Annotated in this window: 15 protein-coding genes; 6 read left to right on the top strand and 9 right to left on the bottom strand. The window is 69.4% G+C overall.

Features of this window, described 5'->3' with window-relative positions:
- Positions 1–41: 41 nt before the first annotated feature.
- From ACOJUJ_RS16485 to ACOJUJ_RS16475, 3 genes are all read right to left on the bottom strand, one after another.
- Positions 42–947, bottom strand: a complete 906-nt coding sequence (locus ACOJUJ_RS16485) for a GSU2403 family nucleotidyltransferase fold protein (protein ID WP_420127992.1) — start codon at positions 945–947, stop codon at positions 42–44.
- Positions 947–1987, bottom strand: coding sequence for a type IV toxin-antitoxin system AbiEi family antitoxin (locus ACOJUJ_RS16480; protein WP_420127991.1), 1041 nt, complete (start codon positions 1985–1987; stop codon positions 947–949). The genes ACOJUJ_RS16485 and ACOJUJ_RS16480 overlap by 1 nt, the downstream gene beginning before the upstream one ends.
- Positions 1988–2128: 141 nt before the next feature.
- A complete protein-coding gene (locus tag ACOJUJ_RS16475) occupies positions 2129–3298 on the bottom strand; it encodes an acyl-CoA dehydrogenase (protein ID WP_420127990.1) in 1170 nt (389 codons plus the stop codon).
- 305 nt (positions 3299–3603) lie between these two features.
- On the opposite strand from ACOJUJ_RS16475, the gene ACOJUJ_RS16470 reads away from it, so the two are divergent.
- A complete protein-coding gene (locus ACOJUJ_RS16470) occupies positions 3604–4689 on the top strand; it encodes a hypothetical protein (protein WP_420127989.1) in 1086 nt (361 codons plus the stop codon).
- Between the two features lie 88 nt (positions 4690–4777).
- Here the strand turns inward: ACOJUJ_RS16470 and ACOJUJ_RS16465 are convergent, their stop codons facing one another.
- Positions 4778–5713, bottom strand: coding sequence for a peptidoglycan-binding protein (locus ACOJUJ_RS16465; RefSeq protein WP_420127988.1), 936 nt, complete (start codon positions 5711–5713; stop codon positions 4778–4780).
- 252 nt (positions 5714–5965) lie between these two features.
- Here ACOJUJ_RS16465 and ACOJUJ_RS16460 point away from each other — a divergent pair, with 252 nt between their 5' ends.
- A complete protein-coding gene (locus tag ACOJUJ_RS16460) occupies positions 5966–6613 on the top strand; it encodes a type 1 glutamine amidotransferase family protein (protein ID WP_420127987.1) in 648 nt (215 codons plus the stop codon).
- Positions 6610–7113, top strand: a complete 504-nt coding sequence (locus tag ACOJUJ_RS16455) for a MarR family winged helix-turn-helix transcriptional regulator (RefSeq protein ID WP_420127986.1) — start codon at positions 6610–6612, stop codon at positions 7111–7113. Before ACOJUJ_RS16460 ends, ACOJUJ_RS16455 begins: the two co-directional genes overlap by 4 nt.
- Positions 7114–7496: 383 nt before the next feature.
- Here the strand turns inward: ACOJUJ_RS16455 and ACOJUJ_RS16450 are convergent, their stop codons facing one another.
- Positions 7497–9053 carry an Ig-like domain-containing protein gene (locus ACOJUJ_RS16450; RefSeq protein ID WP_420127985.1) on the bottom strand — a complete coding sequence of 519 codons (1557 nt, stop codon included), beginning with the start codon at positions 9051–9053 and terminating at the stop codon, positions 7497–7499.
- Between the two features lie 458 nt (positions 9054–9511).
- On the opposite strand from ACOJUJ_RS16450, the gene ACOJUJ_RS16445 reads away from it, so the two are divergent.
- A complete protein-coding gene (locus tag ACOJUJ_RS16445) occupies positions 9512–11914 on the top strand; it encodes an aldehyde dehydrogenase family protein (protein WP_420127984.1) in 2403 nt (800 codons plus the stop codon).
- Between the two features lie 125 nt (positions 11915–12039).
- On the opposite strand, the gene ACOJUJ_RS16440 is transcribed toward ACOJUJ_RS16445, so the two are convergent.
- The 4 genes from ACOJUJ_RS16440 to ACOJUJ_RS16425 form a co-directional block, all read right to left on the bottom strand.
- Positions 12040–12453 (bottom strand): type II toxin-antitoxin system death-on-curing family toxin, encoded by a 414-nt coding sequence (locus ACOJUJ_RS16440; RefSeq protein WP_420127983.1) that lies wholly within the window; start codon positions 12451–12453, stop codon positions 12040–12042.
- Complete coding sequence (locus ACOJUJ_RS16435) at positions 12450–12677, bottom strand: AbrB/MazE/SpoVT family DNA-binding domain-containing protein (RefSeq protein WP_420127982.1); 228 nt, start codon at positions 12675–12677, stop codon at positions 12450–12452. The genes ACOJUJ_RS16440 and ACOJUJ_RS16435 overlap by 4 nt, the downstream gene beginning before the upstream one ends.
- A gap of 123 nt (positions 12678–12800) precedes the next feature.
- Positions 12801–13109 (bottom strand): DUF971 domain-containing protein, encoded by a 309-nt coding sequence (locus ACOJUJ_RS16430; RefSeq protein ID WP_420127981.1) that lies wholly within the window; start codon positions 13107–13109, stop codon positions 12801–12803.
- Positions 13106–14275 carry a DUF2911 domain-containing protein gene (locus tag ACOJUJ_RS16425; protein ID WP_420127980.1) on the bottom strand — a complete coding sequence of 390 codons (1170 nt, stop codon included), beginning with the start codon at positions 14273–14275 and terminating at the stop codon, positions 13106–13108. Before ACOJUJ_RS16425 ends, ACOJUJ_RS16430 begins: the two co-directional genes overlap by 4 nt.
- Before the next feature lie 147 nt (positions 14276–14422).
- Here ACOJUJ_RS16425 and ACOJUJ_RS16420 point away from each other — a divergent pair, with 147 nt between their 5' ends.
- Both ACOJUJ_RS16420 and ACOJUJ_RS16415 read left to right on the top strand, forming a co-directional pair.
- Positions 14423–14803, top strand: a complete 381-nt coding sequence (locus tag ACOJUJ_RS16420; RefSeq protein WP_420127979.1) for a hypothetical protein — start codon at positions 14423–14425, stop codon at positions 14801–14803.
- A gap of 189 nt (positions 14804–14992) precedes the next feature.
- Positions 14993–18808, top strand: a complete 3816-nt coding sequence (locus ACOJUJ_RS16415) for a hydantoinase B/oxoprolinase family protein (RefSeq protein WP_420127978.1) — start codon at positions 14993–14995, stop codon at positions 18806–18808.
- The last annotated feature ends 52 nt before the right edge of the window (positions 18809–18860 follow it).

The raw sequence follows: 18860 nt of genomic DNA, 5'->3' as shown, positions 1-18860 counted from the left end.
GCCCCCTTGGAACTGCATCATGATCAAGTGCTTGCGCAGCGTCATTCATCCGCATCGAAATCGAGTGTGACGGTCTCCATCGGGGCGTGGCGATCAGCGGCTTCCATCAGCAGTTCGCGCACGTCGAGCAGAAAGGCGCGGGTACGCGCTTCCTCCAGCTGGATGCTGTGCTCAGCGCGACGTTCCACGACCATCATTGCCGTAGTGGCAAGATGGTGCCGAAGGTGGTCCTCGGCCGCCAACTGGAGGTTGGTCGCGGCGGTCCTGAGCTGATCGGCGCCCCCGGGCGAACGGGCGATGATCTCGGCGTCTTCACGAATGGCTGCCGTTACGTATTCGCCAGCGGCGGCCAGATCGCGAAGGTACAGGAGGTCCTTCGCCAGCTTGGGCGTTGCGACCTCGTCCGTGTGCGGGCGTCTGCGGATGAACGTGAGAGCCTTGTTCACAACGTACGCTCCCAGCGTGGGAACCTGTACCTCCACCGGCCGCATCCCCGCCCGGCGTGGAAGGAGGAGCATGCGGGTGTGAGCCCGGATCACCTCCAGATCGACGAGCGGAAAGGCACCCAGCCCGGGTTGGTCCGTCAGCGGCACCACCCGTCCTTGACCGTGCGCCACCCCACGGTGAACGGTGATGAACTCGACCTTTTCACCCAGCCCGGCGTCGCGGACCCATACCGCGGCCGCACGTCGGTCGTCGTCGACGGGATGAAAACCCGCGTCCCGCAGCACCTTGGCCAAGCCTGGCCTGCCATGGGCAGGGAGGGGACGGTCGACGAGCACATCCAGCTCGAATGTGAGCGTGTCCTCACCGCTCCACGAAGCGAATCCGCCGTAGTGCCGGTACAGGTACGGCACCCAGCCGCCGATGAGCACCATGTCGGACCTGTACGCCTCCAGATCCTCGAGGATGGTGCGCAGCCTGCTTTCCAGATCGGCTTGCTGCATCAGAGCGATCTCCCGGACAGCATCGTTTCCATCAGATGCTCGGCCTGCTCGCGGCCACGCAGGGGATAGTGCCACAGATCCAGGGCGAGCTGCAGCGGGCTCACCACCGGAACTCCGGAGATCTCCCGTATCCCGTGCCAGGCCGATGTGCGGTACCAGGGCTTGAGCAGCACCACATTGCCTCCTTCGGCCGGTTCCCACCCCTGGGCTTGCCCCACCCCCATCAGGGCGGAAACGTCGGGCACGTCAACGTAGACATGGGCCCGGTTCCACGTAGCGAGCGGAGCCAGGCGCGCGGCCCCCGCCTGGAGCGTAAGCGCCCATCGGGGTCCGCTCCACGCACGGCTCATGCGGGTCAGAAACCGCGTGACGTCGCCCATGGGAGCGTTGAAGGCGACGCTTGCGTTACGCGTCCAGTCGTATGCCCGCGTCCACGCCCCGAACAGCGCCATGGAGTCTACCAGGCGCACGCGCGCCGTCCGCCCGCTACGCACGACCTCAAGGCCGGCCGTCTCCAGTTCGCGGAGAACGCGGGTCGCCGTAGCGGGGCTGGCCCCCGCCGCGGCTGCCAATTCGCGGACACCCCACACACGCCGATCGGCACCCGGCTCCATGAGCGTGCGAAGGATCAGAGAGCCACGATCAGAGAACGGGTCGAAATGCCTGCGGACAGCCGTGCCGCGCGTGGGCACCCGCAGGTTTGCCCGGTCCACCAGCACGTTCGGGAGGGAGAGGTGAACCATACCGGCCGTATCGACAAAGCTCACACCGGCACGTCGCAGCTCATCGTGCAGCCGCCGCGTAGCGCGGCGAAGCACAAGAAGCTGAATCGCATCGCTCCGTAGCGGCTTCCGCGGGATGTCCGCGGTCTTGAGATCCATGTACAGCTCCGGTCCGTCACCCAGCCGAAGCACGATGTCCACCCGGGTCTCACGTCCGGAGCGGCGGATGGCATCAACGGACCCATGCGTGCCGAGCGCCTGCCGTAACAGGTTCAATACGAGATGCTCCGCAGTCTTCGACGCCGACGATTGTTTCATGCAATCACCATCGTTTCGTGTTGATGAAACAATGCATACACAGTGAAACAATTGCAAGAGCGGGACTCTACTGAACGAAGAAAGCCCCGGCCGAACGAGTGGCCGGGGCTTCGTCGTGCTTCGTCCAGCGCCTGATCGACCTTACTTCATCAGGTTCTTGGCGATGGTCTGCAGCTGCATGTTGCTGGTGCCTTCGTAGATCGTGCCGATCTTGCTGTCGCGGTAGAACTTCTCCACGGGGTACTCGCGGGTAAAGCCGTAGCCGCCGTACAGGTCGATGCAGGTGCTGGTGATGCGCTGCGCCACCTGGCTGCTGAACAGCTTGGCCATTGCCGCCTCCTGCAGGAACGGCTGGCCGGCGTCCTTGAGGCGCGCGGCGTTGTACACCATCAGCCGCGCCGCTTCCAGTTCCGTGGCCATCTGTGCAAGCTGGAACTGCACGCCCTGAAAGTCGCCGATGCGCTTGCCGAACTGCTCGCGCTCCTGCACGTACTTCACCGTGGCGTCCAGCGACCCCTGCCCGATGCCGATCATCTGCGCGCCGATGCCGATGCGGCCCTCGTTCAGCGTCTCGATGGCCGTCTTGTAGCCCTTGCCTACCTCGCCCAGCACGTTCTCGGCGGGGACGAACACGTCCTCCAGCACCAGCTCGGTGGTGGACGACGCGCGGATGCCCAGCTTGTCCTCCTTTTTGCCCACGGAAAACCCGCCGAACTCCTTTTCCACGATGAACGCGGTGATCCCCTTGTAGCCGGCCGACGGATCGGCGTTGGCGAAGACGATGAAGATCTCCGCCTCGCCGCCGTTGGTGATCCACAGCTTGCGGCCCTGCAGGCGGAATCCGCCGTCCGCAGCGACGGCGCGCGTGGCCAGCGCGAATGCGTCGGAGCCGGAGCCGGCCTCGGAAAGGGCGTAGGCGCCCACCTTTTCGCTGGTCAGCTGCGGCAGGTACTTGGCCTTCAGGTCTTCCGAGCCCCAGCGCAGGAACGCGTTGTTGACGAGCGTGTTCTGCACGTCCACCACCACGCCCACGCTGGCGTCCACGCGGCTCAGCTCTTCCACCACCAGCGCGGCGGTAAAGAACGATGCGCCGGTGCCGCCGAACTCCTCGGGCACCTCGATGCCCATCAGCCCCAGCTCAAAGAACTGGGGGATGAGCGCCGGATCCATCTGCTGCTTTTCGTCCATGGAGTGCACGCGGGGGCGCACGTCCTCTTCCGCGAACTGGCGTACGGCGTCGCGGAACATCACCTCATCTTCGCTGAGCGCCGTGAGCGGGGCCCCGGCAGCCGGCAATTCAACAGTCGCCATCGGTCTCAAAACTCTCACAGGGAAGTGCGCGCCCGCCGCCCCGGCGGTTGCAACCGCGCAATATGGCACGGGTTGCGGGTGGCGCGAAAGGCCGTGGACGGTACGGCGATGCGCGGGTACGGAAGGCACGTTGCCCTGGGGCTCACTCTCCGCCGCACACCGTGCCTTTGGTACCCTCGCGCCGTTTTCCGGAAACACCGGCACGGCGGGTGCGTAGGGTGTTCCGCGTGTGCATGACGTAGTCGGCAGGGGCCGCGGCATCGGGCCGGGCACCCCACATTTTCGCTCAGCACGGGAGACGGACCATGGACAACAACCCTTACGGCGGCCCTGGCGATACCTCTGGTACCGGCGGCACGCCAGGGGGATCTGCGGGCGGTACCGGCGGATCCAGCGGCTTTGGCAGTTCATCCACCGGCGGCGCCGGCACCGGAGGTTCCAGCGGGTTCGGCTCCGGCTCCACGGGTGCCACCGGCGGAAGCACCGGCGGCGGGTTCGGCTCGGGGACGACCGGCGGCTCGACGGGTGGAACCACCGGCGGTTCGACGGGCGGCACGGGGACCGGCGGCACCAGCGACGCCTTCGGCTCCGCGGGGACCGGCGGATCGACCGGCACCGGCGGCTCCACGGGCGGCACGGGTGGATCGACGGGCGGCGGGGACAGCAGCCCGTTCGAGGAGCTGAACTCGCGCATCGAGGCCGTGCTGGGTGACCTGCGGCCGCGCGTGAAGCAAATGTTCCAGGACGTGGAAGCCCGCGTCGAAGGCGTGGTAGAGGAGCTCAAGCCGCGCCTGCAGGACGCGCGCGACAAGGCCAAGCCCAAGGTGGACGAGTTCATCGCCGATGTGCAGCCGCGCATCGACTCGCTGCTCTCGCGCATTCAGGGCGCCCTGGACGGCATCCGCAAGGATTTCGATGAGCGCCGCGGCGGCGGTTCCAGCTCGGAGTCCGGCGGCTCCGGCGGCGCCAGCGGCGTAATCGGCTCGGGCACCAGCACCGGCGGCTCCGGTGTGGGCGGCTCCGGGCTGGGAGGCGCCGGGCTGGGTGACAGCGGCGTCGGTGGCGGCACCGGCGGCCTCGGCTCGACCGGCGGCGGCTCCGGGCTGGGCGGATCGGGCACCGGCGGTTCGACGGGCGGCGGCTACGGCGGCGGCACGGGCGGAACGACGGGCGGCTCCGGGCTGGGCGGTACCAGCGGCGGCTCGGGCACGGGTGGTGGATACGGCGCGTCCGGCTCCACCAGCGGCCCCACGTCGACGGGATCGACGGCGTACGGCGCGGGCACCGGCTCGGGGACGAACTTCCCCGAGATGGGTGAAGACACCAAGCGCTCCGACCCGCCGATGGAGCACGGCGGCGGCTCGCGCCAGGGCGATCCGCCGGCCTACTGAGGCTTCGGCTGATCCACACGAACGAGCGCGCCGGGCACCTCACCCGGCGCGCTTCCGTTTGCATCCGCCCCGTCGGCAGGCGCCGGGGCTAGATCCCGGCGTTGAACTCGTCCAGGCCCCACGTCTTCACGGCGTACCTGGCCTTGTGCACGGTTCCGCTCCCGGTGGCGATGGCCAGCTTGCGGCGGCGGACGTCGGTGATCCACTGCGGCTTGCTTCCTTCGGCGATGCCGTTGGCCACGATGATCCGCAGGTCCTGCTCCGTCTGCGGCGGGTTGTTCTGCAGTTTGGCGCGGATGCGGGCCACGTCGCCTGCGTCGGCGCCGCCGTTCTGCACCGCTACGTCGAACGCCAGCGCCAGCCCCATCTCCGTTTTCAACCCGAACCGCTTTGCGTCGTTCAGCGCGATGTCCCAGTACCCGTGGGCAAAATGGCGCTGGATCTCCTGTACTTCCCGCCGTGAGCCCAGCCGCCGGAACGCGGCGCTCCAGTCTTCGCGCACGCGCTGGCGGTTCTGGCCGATGGAGATGGAGTTGGCCCAGTCCCGTTTGCGTGCGTCGCTACCGTCCAGCACGCTCACCAACTCCGCTTCCAGCCCACCGAATGCGTCGCTGAACAGTGCCGAGTGGCTGACCCGGATCTGCTTGAGCATGCGTCCCAGCTCACCATGCTTGAGCGTGAAGCCGATGATGCCCCAGGTGATCCACGCGTCGTCAAAGTTGCCCGCTACCAGTTCGTACCCGTGCCCCTCGAACGCGGCGGTCAGCTGCAGGCAGCGATCGAAGATCGGCGGTGGCGCGCCGAACAGCTCCAGCCAGGCATCGTCCGTCACCTTGCCCGTCGGCGACCGGCCCTGCCCGGCTTCCCACGCGCGGATGGCCTGCTCGGTATCACGCCCGTAGATGCCGTCCAGCATTCCGGGTGATGAACCAGCGGCGGCCAGCCTGATCTGCAGGTCCTTGATCAAACCACCGCGGACGGTGCGAAAGCCCTCGGGAGCGCGCTGAAAGAGAATGCGAGTCATGACAGGATCCATGGAGGGTGAACACGCGGCCCTTCACTCGTTGGATGGGCTGACTCGCGCCCGTTCGCATCCTCGGGCGGTTCCTCTCCGTGCTTCCCTACGGGGGAACGGTTGAATGCACCTCATTTGCGGGCCGCGTGGAGCATCGCATTCCTGAATCATTGACAGCATCCTGTCATCGATTTACCTTCCGAGTGAGGTTGACAGCACTCTGTCAAAGTGCGCCTGGATCCACTCACCGGAGCGATGATCATGGAACGGCAGACGGTGCACCTCTTCGTCCTGGACATGATGGCGGATTGGGAGTACAGCTATGCGGTCGTGGGGATCAACCAGCCGATGTTTCAGCTGAACCCCGGGCGCTTCACCGTCCGGACGGTTGGCCCTACGAAGGATCCGGTGCGGACGATGGGCGGGCTGAGCATCGTCCCCGACATGGCGCTGGCGGAGCTGCGGCCGGAGGAGAGTGCGATGCTCATCCTCCCCGGCTCCACCGCGTGGGAAGAAGGCGCGCACGCCGATGCCGTCGAAGCTGCGCGCACTTTTCTGGACGCGGGCGTGCCGGTTGCGGCCATCTGCGGCGCCACGTGGGCGCTGGCGAACGGCGGCCTGCTGAACGCGCGCCCGCACACCAGCAACGCGCCCGAATACCTGTCGCCGATCGCGGGATATACTGGCGGCGAGCACTACGTGGACGCGCCCGCGCACCGGGACGGCGACCTGATCACCTCCAGCGCCACGGCGCCCGTGGACTTTGCGCGGGCGATCTTTGAGCGGCTGGGTCTGTACGCGCCGCCGGTGCTGGACGCGTGGTACAGCCTCTACAAGCACGGTGACGCGGCTGGCTTCTACGCCCTCATGGCCGCCGAGGGCGCGCCGGCCGAAGGCACCGCGGCGTGAGCCGGCTGGACGAGGCGAGCCGGGCGGACCAGGCGCGCTCCGCCGCCGGGGATGCGCTGACGGACCTGGTGATCCGCACCTTTCGCCTGAACGGGCTATTTCTGGCTGTGGCAGAGGAGATGGCGCGGCCGGCCGGGCTCACGGCCGCGCGCTGGCAGGTGCTGGGCGCGGTTCTCCGCGAACCGCTTACCGTCAGCGACGCCGCGCGGGCGATGGGGCTTACGCGGCAAAGCGTGCAGCGGCTGGCGGACGCGCTGGTGCACGACGGCATGGCGGAGTACGTCGACAACCCACGCCATCGCCGCGCCAGGCTGTTGCGCCCCACGCAGGCCGGCTGGGACGCCATCGACGTCATCCGCCCCCTGCAGCACGCCTTTACCCATCAGGTGACGGAGCGGATCGACGCGGACGAGTTGCGCCAGGCCGTGGCCCTCATGGACCGGCTGATCGCAAAGCTGGAGGACGATCCTTGGCGCCCGGGCGATGCGACGGCAGACTGATCCTCCCCGGCGCAAGCTCACGCCTTTTCGGCTGCGGACGCACAGGTGCCGGGGACGCCGCAAACCGCCGGGCCGCCGAGTCCACGAAGGTGGACTTTGTGACGTCGTAGCTTCGATTTCAATCGCCCGGGGCCGGGCCGACCGGAGTCGCATGGCTGCGGACGCGCAGGTGCCGGGGACGCCGCAAACCGCAGGGCCGCCGAGTCCGCGAAGGCGGACTTTGCGATTTTCCAGCGGCGAATTCATTCGCTTCCGCGAGCGGACCGCACGCCTCCAATCGAAATCGCGCCTGGCTGCGGACGAAGCCGCGAATCCCTGTTCGCCCTGGCAGACGAACGGCGTAGCGATGAATCAGACGCGATCAACCACCATCATCCGACGCGTTACGGCCGGACCGCGGTTGCGCGGAACTGCGCCGTGGCGCCGGGGATGGAGGGCGACGAAGCCACCACCGTCTGGGTGCCGATGACGGGACCCAGCGTCCATCGCACCTGCACCTGCCCCAGCTCGTCGCTGATGCCGGAGGCGGCGGAGAGCGTACCTCGCCCCGAGGTGACCACGAAGTTCACGCGCACCCCGGGAACGCCTCTGCCCCAGTTGTTCACCACCTTGGCGATGATGGGCTCGCGAAGCTGCATGCCGGGGTAGTTTCGCTGCAGGTTGCTCGACTTTCGCGCGATCCCGGTGGGGATGCGCGGAATGGCGAACTCGTCCAGGCTTACCAGCGTTTCCATGATGTGCACCCGGTAGGCATAGCTTCCCAGGTTGGTGCTGAACACGTTGAAGTCTACCCCGGCTTCGGCCCCGAGCCCGAACTCTACCCGGGTACGCGCGACGTCCAGCCCGGGGAACGGGGACAGCTGAAAGGCCAGGTAAGGCCGGAGGCCCGCGTAGGACTCCGCCGTCCCCGCCAGCAGCGACACCGTCACCTTGGGCTCGATGGTGAAGGTGAACCCGGCCCTGGGATAGTCCGTGATCCGCACCGGCCGGGCGGAGGTCTGCGGGTTGCGCGAGAGGATGCGGTAGAACCCCGATCGGCGCGTCCATCCGGCCCCCACGCTGGCGGCGGTGGTGCTGGTGACGCCGGCGTCAATGCGCGCCGGCCCCGCGATCTCCGCCGACAGCTCCCCGATCAGCTCCACCGTCACCGTGCCCGCCACGGGCAGGCCGGCCACCATCATCACGAACGGCCTCGACTGCGAGAGCAGCGTTCGCTTCCAGGGCCCGCCCTGCACCGCGCCGTCCACCTGGGCGTACGCGTCCACGTTCATCGTCGCCGTGCCGGACACGGACAGGTGCGCCTCGGTAATGCCGCCCGCCAGCGTGGCCTTGCCGTCCATGTCCAGCCGGGAGGTAAAGCCCGCGTACCCGTTGGTGACCCCAAAGGTGATCTGGCCGCAGGTGCCCCCCGGCGTGCCGCACTTGCGCGCGTCAAAGATCCGCACGCTGTTGAAGCGCAGCCCCGCCTTGTCCAGCGTGATCCCGCTCGCCACCGCCTCCGTGGTCACGGGCCCCAGCGTGTACGAGGGCCCGCGCACCGCGCCCGCGTCCACGCTCAGCGCCGCCGAGCCGTGAAAGCTGCCCTGTCCCACCGCCTCGTCCAGCCCCGCGGCGCGCGTGGAAAGCACCAGCTGGCCGTCCGACAGGTGCGCGCTGTTCACACGCCGCAGGAACCCCTGACTCTGCGCGCCTATGATCACGTCACCCGCCGCGATCTCCTGCGGCTGGCCGATGACCGCGAACCGGTAGACGCCGCCAGCCCGCTCCGCTGGGTCGCCGGCCAGTTCCAGGCGGGTGGAATCGACCACCACCGTGCGGGAAGGCGGCAGCGGCGCGGAGGCCAACTCGTAGGGAAGATCCGGAACGGTGGGCTCGGAGCAGCCGGCGGCGAACAGCAGGGCCGCCGCGGCGGACAAAGCGGGACCGATCATGCGGCGCATGACAATCTCCTGACGGATGGACGGCGTGCGGGAATCTTTGGGGCGGGATGACGGCACTTGCGCGTGCAATCGCAAGGCCGTGAAACACCTGGATTTACGTGGGATCGGAAGCCGCTGCGGGAACGTGGCTTGTGCCGCATGGCTCGCCGCGCACGTCAGGAGCGGGCGGCGGCGGATGTGCGGCATCGGGACGGGGACGCCTCACCATCCATGTCCCATCCGGCAACGTGGGGCCCGTGGAGCGGACGACGAGACTGCGGCGATCACGTCGGCCGTCTTCTGCTACTCTCCGTTCGAACGCCGCAAACGCTGCGTTGAATCCATCCCCTGACCGCCGCACGCAATCCGTCGGCGCCGTGCATCATGCGCAAACGGCGGCGGGTGCGTAGATTGGGCGGTGAGCGTCGCGCGCACGGGAGCGCGGGCGAAGCATGACCCCTTACCATCCCGCGGCACCCATGAGCATCGCCGAGATCTTCGAGACCATGGAATACGGCCCCGCCCCCGAAAGCGCCTCGCCCGCCGTGCGCTGGCTCGAGGAGCGGGGGCGCACCTTCGGGCACTTCATCGGCGGCGAGTGGCGCAACCCGGCAGAGGGGGAGTGGTTCGACACCACCAACCCCGCCACCAACCAGCCGCTCGCCCGCATCGCGCAGGGCGGGGCGGCGGACGTGGACGCGGCGGTGCGCGCGGCCCGCGAGGCGCTTCCCGCGTGGCAGGCGCTCGACGGCCACGGGCGCGCCCGCTACCTGTACGCGCTGGCGCGGCACATCCAGCGGCACTCGCGCCTGTTTGCCGTCCTGGAGACGATGGACAACGGCAAGCCGATCCGCGAGTCGCGCGACATCGACATTCCCCTGGTGGCGCGGCACTTTTACCACCACGCCGGCTGGGCGCAGCTGATGGACGCCGAGATGCCCGGCTACACGGGGATCGGCGTCGTGGGGCAGATCATCCCGTGGAACTTTCCGCTGCTGATGATGGCGTGGAAAATCGCGCCGGCGCTGGCGATGGGGAACACGGTGGTGCTCAAGCCCGCCGAGTTCACCTCGCTCACGGCGCTGCTCTTCGCCGAGGTGTGCCGCGACGCGGGGCTGCCGCCGGGCGTCGTGAACATCATCACCGGCGACGGGCGCACGGGCGCGGGGATCGTGGAGCACCCGGGCGTGGACAAGATCGCCTTTACGGGATCCACCGACGTGGGCCGCATCATCCGCGTGGCCACGGCGGGGAGCGGAAAGAAGCTGTCGCTGGAGCTGGGCGGCAAGTCGCCCTTTATCGTCTTTGACGACGCGGACCTGGAGAGCGTGATCGAGGGCGTGGTCGACGCCATCTGGTTCAACCAGGGGCAGGTGTGCTGTGCGGGCTCGCGCATCCTGGCGCAGGAGGGGATCGCGGACAAGCTGACGCAGCGGCTGCGGGAGCGGATGGAGACGCTGCGCGTGGGCGACCCGCTGGACAAGGGCGTGGACATCGGCGCCATCGTGGCCCCCGTTCAGCTGCAGAAGATCGGCGAGCTGGTGCAGCAGGGGCGCGACGAGGGCGCGACCCTGTGGCAGCCGTCGTGGAGCTGCCCGCAGGAGGGGTGCTTCTTTCCGCCCACGCTGTTCACGGACGTGGCGCCTTCGTCCACCATCGCGCAGGTGGAGATCTTTGGCCCCGTGGTGGTGCTGATGACCTTCCGCACGCCCTCCGAGGCCGTGGCGCTGTCCAACAACACGCCGTACGGGCTGGCCGCCAGCGTGTGGACGGAGAGCATCAACCTGGCGCTGGATATCGCGCCCAGGGTGCAGGCGGGGACGGTGTGGATCAACAGCACCAACCTGTTCGACGCCGGCGCGGGGTTCGGTGGATACAAGGAAAGCGGCTTTGGGCGCGAGGGCGGCAAGGAAGGGCTGTGGGAGTACGTAAAGCCGCGCTGGGAGGCGGAGGCGAAGAACGGCGCCGCGTCGCGCAAGGATGACCGCAAGTCCAAGCCGTCCAAGGACAAGGGGCGCAACGGCGGGCCGTCGCTGCCGCCCATCGACCGCACGGCCAAGCTGTACATCGGCGGGAAGCAGGCGCGGCCGGACAGCGGCTACTCGCTGCCGGTGACCGGCGCGGGCGAGCGGCTGGTGGGCGACGTGGGGCTGGGCAACCGCAAAGACGTGCGCAACGCGGTCGAGGCGGCGCACAAGGCGGGCGGCTGGGCCAGGGGGACGGCGCACAACCGCGCGCAGGTGCTGTACTACCTGGCCGAGAACCTGGCCGCCCGCACCGACGAGTTCGCCCGCCGCATCGCGCAGATGACGGGCGACGAGGCCGGCGCCGAGCGCGAGGTGGACGCCAGCATCCGCCGCCTGTACACGTACGCCGCCTGGGCGGACAAGTACGACGGCCTGGTGCACGCCGCGCCCATGCGCAACGTGACGCTGGCGATGAACGAGCCCATCGGCGTGATCGGCGTGGCGTGCCCCGATGCGGCGCCGTTGCTGGGCTTTGTGAGCGCCATCGCGCCGGCGATCGCCATGGGCAACGCGGTCGTCGTGGTCCCGTCCGAACGCTGGCCGCTGGCGGCCACGGACTTCTACCAGGTGCTGGATACCAGCGACGTGCCCGGCGGCGTGGTGAACATCGTCACCGGCAAGCGCGATGAGCTGGCCGAAACGCTGGCCGCCCACGACGACGTGGACGCCGTCTGGTACTTTGGCGGCGCCGAGGGCAGCACCCTGGTGGAGCGCCTTTCCGCCGGCAACATGAAGCGCACCTGGGTAAGCTACGGCCGCGACCGTGACTGGTTCGACGCCGAGCAGGGCGAAGGCCGCGAGTTCCTGCGCCAGGCCACCCAGGTCAAGAACATCTGGGTACCGTACGGGGAGTAGGGCTGGCTTGGCGACTCGCCGGCCTCGTTGCACTGTGTAACGAGGCGCACGCCAACGACTGAGGGCCCAAACATACAGCTTGGGCCCTCAGTCTATTCAGCACCGCCGATCACGTGGAGATCCACTCACCCGATCAACGGCTCGGTCCATCGGCGCAGCCATTCCGCGATGCTGTCTTCAGCATTCTCTCCCGCCGCGACACCCACCATAAATCTCACGACCTCGGGTTCGAGCGCATCGAACAACAATCCGTTCAATTCCAGGAACGTTGTCATCGCCACGAAGGCGACGCGCTTGTTCCCGTCCACATATCCGTGGTTCGTCGCAAGGCCGTACCCATAGGCTGCCGCCAAGGAACACAGGTCATGCTCGTCAGCGAAGTCCCACTTGTTCCGGGGACGCATCAGGGCTGATTCGATCAGCCCTGAATCTCGAACCCCGTACGCTCCGCCGAAAAGAACGATCTGGTTCTGCTGGATGTAATCAACCAGCCGCCGCCCCAACCACCTTGGTTCCGGAGCGGACTCGGCAAAGTTCACTTGGCGAGTTCCCGGAGCGCGTTGCGGTACTTCTTGGTGATCCGGTCCGAGATCATCATTGCCTCGGCAAAGTCCGGATCATAGGGAGTGATGAGGATGCCAGCATCCGTATCGACGGCGAACACCTGATCTCCAGCCTCGATCTGGTGTCGATCGAGCATCGCCTTCGGCAGAGTTGCGGATGCAGACCCGCCGACCTTCTGCATCTTGATTTCCTTGTGCATGCTTTCCCCCTGAGCAGTTCCGGATCCCTTGACGAGATACACCATGAAGCGTACATACAAAAGTTATACCGGTCAAGCTCCACCCTTATTCTGTAATCTGGGTCACGTCTTCTGTAATCTGGGTCACGTCCCCAGGGCGATGTCGCGCAGAAAATCGAACGGGTAGATGCCCGTCTTATGGCCGTCGCTCCAGTCGAAGCGCAGCGCGTACTCGCCCACGTACTCCACCGTGAGCGGATGCACGTCCATGGGCACCGTGGCGGGGTTCAGGGTGGGGCGGCTCGTCATCTCCTCCACGCACCCGGCGCACGGGCACATCAGCCGCAGGTAGCGCGGCGGATAGTCCGACACGGCGCCGTCCTTCCAGCGGATGCGCAGCGCGGAGCCGTCCTCCGACGGCCCCACCTCCACCGGCGTGGTCTCGTCGCTCACCGGGCCACCGTAAACGGCACCGACACCCGCGTGTTCTCCCACATCATCCGCAGCGTGCCGCCGTCGCCGCACTCCGACGGCTCGATGCGCATGGTGAACTGCTCCACCGGGCCGCCGGGCGCGCGGTCCGTGGAGGCGGGGATGCGGGCCAGGTCCTGCGCCGGATCGTACACCGTCCCCCACTGGCCTGTCTGCCGGTTGAAGATCACCGTCCACCCTTCCGCCGCCGGGACAGTCCACAGGGTGTAGCTCCCCGCCGGCACCCGCGTGTCGCCGAACATCAGGTCGCGGTCCGCGCGAAAGTGCGTGGCCTCGTTTGCGCCGGTGCGCCACACCTGCCCGTACGGCACCAGCAGGCCGCCCACGCCCGTCCGGCCACGCAGCGACGGCCGCCCATACGCCACGGAGACGTTCGCGCCGCTGATGTCGGCCGCCACCGAGTCGCGCGGCGAGAGCGAGCCTACCTGCTGCCCCGCCTGGTCGCGCGCCGCCCATGCCGCCGCGATGGCGTTCGCATCTACGGACGCCACTCGCTCTACCTCGGCCTTGAAGGTGCTCTCCGGGCTGTGCGCGCCCACGATGCGCCCCTGTGCGTCCACCCGCGCCCGCGTCACACCGTTGGGTGAGCGGATGAGCAGCGAATCCGCGCCCTTGCGGATAAAGCTGACGGTCCCGGTCTGCCGCGCGCCCGCCTGCACCACCGGCACCGCGACCGAGTCCGCGCCCCGCGCGTACGCCGCGCCGAGCGTCGGCTGCGCCAGCCCCCACGCGTTGCCGATCCAGGGCGACGCGTCCGCCGTAATCGCCATCGTCCCCTCGCGCACGGTGTCGCCGCGCTGCGTACGCCATTGCGCGCTGTCGGCGCCCATCGTCACCGTCAGCGTCTGCGGCAGCAGCTCCGGCGCGGCGGGAATGCGCGTCACCACCTCCAGCCGGCTGATGCCGCCGTCCGGGCGCAGCGTCGCGGTGTAGCTGCGGACCGCCGTGCGCGGCGTGCGCCCGACGATCGTCCCCTCGATCCGGTCGGCGGTGCGGGTGAACTGCTCCACCAGCACCGTGTCGCGGCCCAGCCGTACGACGTACGCGCCACTCTCCTGCGCGGCGGCGGGGGCGGCGAAAAGCGACAGCGCAAGCGCGGCCAGGGCGGTGCGCGCGGGCATCTTCATCGAACGTGGCTCCAGTGGCTCTTGGGGATGCGGTCCTGCGGCGGCGTAGCAAAGTGCCGGGCGCGGCGCGGCCGGACAAGGGCGGCGGCCCGCCGGTTGCACCCGCGTGGCCGCTCACGCGGGTTCGGAACCGGTCGAGGAGGACGGATGGCGTACGGGGTGATCCAGTTCGTTGAGGCGGGGCGGCGGGTGGCGACGCTGGTGCGCACGGAGAACGGCCAGCCCACGGGGGCAGACGGGGTGATGGACGTGCTTTCCGCGTTCATCGAGGATACGGCGGGGCGCATGCTGCGCCAGGGCTCGCCCGGCGGGCTGTACCTGGCGGAGCTGTTCACCGCCCGCGAGGTGGAGGCCGGCCGCCCCATCCGCGTCCTGGGCGGCGCGGGCGAGCTGGGGATCACGGCGGACGAGGTGCAGCGGCTGTCGGGAAGCGGATTCTTTTACGACGTCGTCGTGGGCGCCGAGGGCGACCGCAGCCCGCTGTCCGTGCACATGACGCCGCTGGCGGAGGCGCCGCGGAAGGAGTGAGGGTACGACTGAGGGTACGAAGGTACGAAAGTACGGGGTACGAAAGTACGGTTCCCGTGTGGCGGCGTCCGGAGTGTGGACGCCGCTTTCGTTTGTGAAATCCCCTCCCCGCTGCATTCCGCCCATCACACCGCTATTCTACGGCCAGTCGCCGTTCCGTACTCCGTACCCTCGTACTTTCGTACCTCTTTGCCCTGGCACATCTGGATCGACACCGGCGGCACGTTTACGGACTGCCTGGCGCTGGACCCCGCCGGCACGCTGCGGCGGGCCAAGGTGCTCAGCAGCAGCGCGTTGCGCGCCGTTGTCGCGGAGGTGGAAGCCGCTGACACGCTGCGCATCGCGGAGGACTGGGGCGCGGCGCCGGGCGTGGTGGACGGGCTGGAGCTGCGCGTGCTTTCGGGGGACGCGGAGCCGGTGCGCATCGCGTCGTACGATCCCGCGAGCGGGCGGATGCGGCTGGTGCGGGGGGTGGATGGACTGCGCCCCGGCGCGGCGATCGAAGTGCGCTCACCAGATGAGGCGCCGGTGCTGGCGGCACGGCTGGTGACGGGGACGGCTTACGGCGCCGCGCTGCCGCCGCTGGCCATGCGGCTGGCGACCACGCGCGGCACCAACGCCCTGCTGGAGCGGCGCGGCGCGGCGACGGCGCTGTTCATTACGCGTGGCTTCGGCGACCTGCTGCGCATCGGCACGCAGCAGCGGCCCGACCTGTTCGCGCTGGACGTGCGCAAGCCGGAGCCGCTGTACGCCGAGTCGATCGAGGTCGATGAGCGGCGCGCGGCGGACGGTTCCGTGCTGGTGCGGCTGGACATCGAAGCCGCGCGCGCCGCCGCGGCGGAGCGCATCGCATCCACCGGAATCCGCTCCGCCGCCGTCGCGCTGGCGCACGCCTTTCGCGACCCCGCGCACGAACGCGCACTGGCGGACGCGTTGCGTGCGGCGGGGTTCCAGCACGTCTCCATCTCGTCCGACCTGGCGCCGTTCATCGGACTGCTGGCGCGCGCGGAGACGGCGGTGGTGGACGCGTACCTGGGGCCGGTGATCGGCGGATACCTTGAGGGCGTGCGGCGGGAACTGGGTGGCGGGCGGCTGCACGTGATGACCAGCGCCGGCGGGCTGGTGCGGCCGGAGGACTTCCGCGCGAAAGATTCGCTGCTCAGCGGCCCGGCAGGCGGCGTGGTGGGCGCGGCGCTGGCGGGGCGGCGCGCGGGATACGCGCGGGTGATCGCGTTCGACATGGGCGGCACCAGCACCGACGTGGCGCGCGTGGACGGCGACTTCGAGTACGTGTGGGAGCACGAGGTGGGCGGAGCCCGCATCGTCGCGCCGGCGCTGGCCATCGAAAGCGTGGCGGCGGGCGGCGGCTCCATCTGCGCCTTCGACGCGCAGGGCGTGCGCGTGGGGCCGGAGAGCGCGGGCGCATCCCCCGGGCCGGCGTGCTACGGCGCGGGCGGACCGCTCACCGTCACCGACTGCAACCTGCTTCTGGGCCGACTGGATCCGGCGCGCTTCGCCATCCCCGTCGACCCCGCCCCCGCCGCCGCGGCCGCCGACGCCCTCGCCGCCCGCGTCCGCGCCGTGACGGGCGAGGCGGTGGACCGGCAGGCGCTGCTGGCGGGGTTGATCGACCTCGCCGACGAGCGGATGGCGGACGCGATCCGCAGCATCAGCCTGCGCCGCGGCTACGATCCGTCGGAGTACGCGCTGGTGGCTTTCGGCGGGGCGGGGGCGCAGCACGCGTGCGGCGTGGCGTCGCGCCTGGGGATCGGCACCGTCATCGTGCCCACGGACGCGGGGCTGCTGAGCGCGCTGGGCATTGGCCACGCGCCGCTGGAGCGCTTCGCCGAGCGCCAGGTCCTGCGCCGCCTGGACGAGGTGGAGGATGACATCGAATCGACCTTCGACGCCCTTTCCGCCGAGGCCGCGGACGCCGTCGCGCGCGAGGGCGTGCCGCGCGACGAGATCTCCATCCGCCGCCGCATCGCCAACCTGCGCTACGTGGGGCAGGATTCCACGCTGACTATCGAATGGGACCGATCGGTTTCTTTGCGGGATGCATTCGAAGCGCGCTACGCCGCCGTCTACGGCCACCGCCCCGCATCCCGCCCCATCGAGGTGGAATCCGTCCGCGCGATCGCATCCACCCAGACGCACGAAACCCCAGCCGCACCTGCGTCCGATCGGCACGACGCCATCCCCGCCGGCACACGCGAAGCGTGGATCGGCGGCGCCTGGATGTCCGTCCCCGTCTACGAACGAGACCGACTGGTCGCCGGCGCCCGCCTCGCCGGCCCCGCGCTGATCGCCGAGCGCCATAGCGCCACGTACGTCGCCGCGGGGTGGATCACGGCTGTCGACGGCGCCGCGAACCTCGTCCTCACCGCGAACGCTGACGAGAGCGCGACGAACTCCGCCGACACCCACTCTCGCACTTTCGCACCTTCGCACTCTCGCACAGCCGTCCCTCAAGCCGTCCGCCTGGAGCTCTTCGTCTCCCGCTTCCGCGCGCTGGTTGGCGAGATGGGCGAGATGCTGCGGCGCACGGCACTCTCGACCAACGTCAAAGAACGCCTCGACTTCTCATGCGCGTTGCTGGACGCGGCGGGCGAGCTGGTGGTGAATGCGCCCCACATCCCCGTGCACCTGGGGGCCATGGGCCTCTGCGTCCGCGCCGTCCGCGACGCGGTGGAGATGCGCCCGGGCGACGTTGTCGTCACCAATCACCCCGGTTTCGGCGGATCGCACCTCCCCGACGTGACCGTCATCACCCCCGTCCACGACGACGAGGCGGTGCTGATCGGCTACGTGGCCAGCCGCGCGCACCACGCGGAGATTGGCGGCACGCGGCCCGGCTCCATGCCGCCCGCCGCGCGCACGCTGGCGGAGGAGGGCGTCGTCATCGCCCCCATGCACCTGGTCCGCGGCGGCGAGGCGGATTGGGATGCGATGCGCGATGTGCTGGCGGGCGGGCCGCATCCGTCGCGGTCCATCGACGACAACCTGGCCGACCTGGCCGCCGCCGTCGCCGCCAACCACCGCGGCGCGGAGATGCTGCGCGCGCTCGCCCGTGAGCACGGGCGCGGCGCGGTCGCGGACTACATGGACGCGCTCAAGCAGCGCGCGGAGGCCGGCATCCGCGACGCCCTGCGCCGCATACCCGACGGCACGTACCAGGCGCTGGAGCGGCTGGACGACGGCTCTCCGCTCCGCGTCCGCATCGACGTGGCGGGCGACCGCGCGACCATCGACTTCGCGAGATCGGCGCAGGTGCATCCGGGCAACCTGAACGCCACGCCCGCCATCGTCCGCAGTGTCGTCCTCTACGTGCTTCGTCTGCTCGTCCGCGAGCCGCTGCCGCTGAACGAGGGGCTGCTGCGCGCGGTGGAGCTGATCGTCCCCCCCGGCCTGCTGAACCCGCCGTTCGGGACCGATCCGTCGCTCGATCCCGCGGTGGTCGGCGGCAACACCGAAGTGAGCCAGCGGCTGACGGATACGCTGCTCAAGGCACTCGGCCTCGCCGCCTGCGGCCAGGGGACGATGAACAACGTGCTGTGGGGTTCGGAGCGCTTTGGCTACTACGAGACGGTGTGCGGCGGGACGGGCGCGGGGCCGGGGTGGGACGGCGCGAGCGCGGTGCACAGCCACATGACCAACACGCGCATTACCGACCCCGAGGTGGTGGAGCACCGCTATCCGGTGCGTGTGGAGCGATTCGGCATCCGCGCGGGCTCCGGCGGCGCGGGCGCGCACCGCGGCGGCGACGGCGCCGTGCGCGAGCTCACCTTCCTGGAGCCCATGTCGCTCTCCGTCCTCACCCAGCACCGCGCCAAAGGCCCGTACGGCGTCGCCGGCGGCCACCCCGGCGCCCCCGGCCGCCAGCGCGTCATCCGCGCATCCGGCGAGGTGCTGGAACTGGGCTCGGTAGATGGGACGGAAGTGGAAGCCGGCGACCGGCTGCTGCTGGAGACGCCGGGCGGCGGCGGGTGGGGCGCGGTGGAGTGAAAAATGGACAGTTGTTGCGCGTCGGTGAGTTTCGTGTATCTTCCCCTCTGTA

Source organism: Longimicrobium sp., from assembly GCF_048594345.1.
Taxonomy (GTDB): domain Bacteria; phylum Gemmatimonadota; class Gemmatimonadetes; order Longimicrobiales; family Longimicrobiaceae; genus Longimicrobium.
The sequence above is the reverse complement of the archived record's forward strand: the minus strand, read 5'-3'. Positions and strand labels throughout refer to the sequence as shown.

Bases quoted from the DNA above. Each gene is read 5' to 3' on its own strand.
- ACOJUJ_RS16485 (WP_420127992.1), bottom strand. From the start codon at position 947: ATGCAGCAAGCCGATCTGGAAAGCAGGCTGCGCACCATCCTCGAGGAT.
- ACOJUJ_RS16480 (WP_420127991.1), bottom strand. From the start codon at position 1,987: ATGAAACAATCGTCGGCGTCGAAGACTGCGGAGCATCTCGTATTGAAC.
- ACOJUJ_RS16475 (WP_420127990.1), bottom strand. From the start codon at position 3,298: ATGGCGACTGTTGAATTGCCGGCTGCCGGGGCCCCGCTCACGGCGCTC.
- ACOJUJ_RS16470 (WP_420127989.1), top strand. From the start codon at position 3,604: ATGGACAACAACCCTTACGGCGGCCCTGGCGATACCTCTGGTACCGGC.
- ACOJUJ_RS16465 (WP_420127988.1), bottom strand. From the start codon at position 5,713: ATGACTCGCATTCTCTTTCAGCGCGCTCCCGAGGGCTTTCGCACCGTC.
- ACOJUJ_RS16460 (WP_420127987.1), top strand. From the start codon at position 5,966: ATGGAACGGCAGACGGTGCACCTCTTCGTCCTGGACATGATGGCGGAT.
- ACOJUJ_RS16450 (WP_420127985.1), bottom strand. From the start codon at position 9,053: ATGCGCCGCATGATCGGTCCCGCTTTGTCCGCCGCGGCGGCCCTGCTG.
- ACOJUJ_RS16445 (WP_420127984.1), top strand. From the start codon at position 9,512: ATGAGCATCGCCGAGATCTTCGAGACCATGGAATACGGCCCCGCCCCC.
- ACOJUJ_RS16435 (WP_420127982.1), bottom strand. From the start codon at position 12,677: ATGCACAAGGAAATCAAGATGCAGAAGGTCGGCGGGTCTGCATCCGCA.
- ACOJUJ_RS16425 (WP_420127980.1), bottom strand. From the start codon at position 14,275: ATGAAGATGCCCGCGCGCACCGCCCTGGCCGCGCTTGCGCTGTCGCTT.
- ACOJUJ_RS16420 (WP_420127979.1), top strand. From the start codon at position 14,423: ATGGCGTACGGGGTGATCCAGTTCGTTGAGGCGGGGCGGCGGGTGGCG.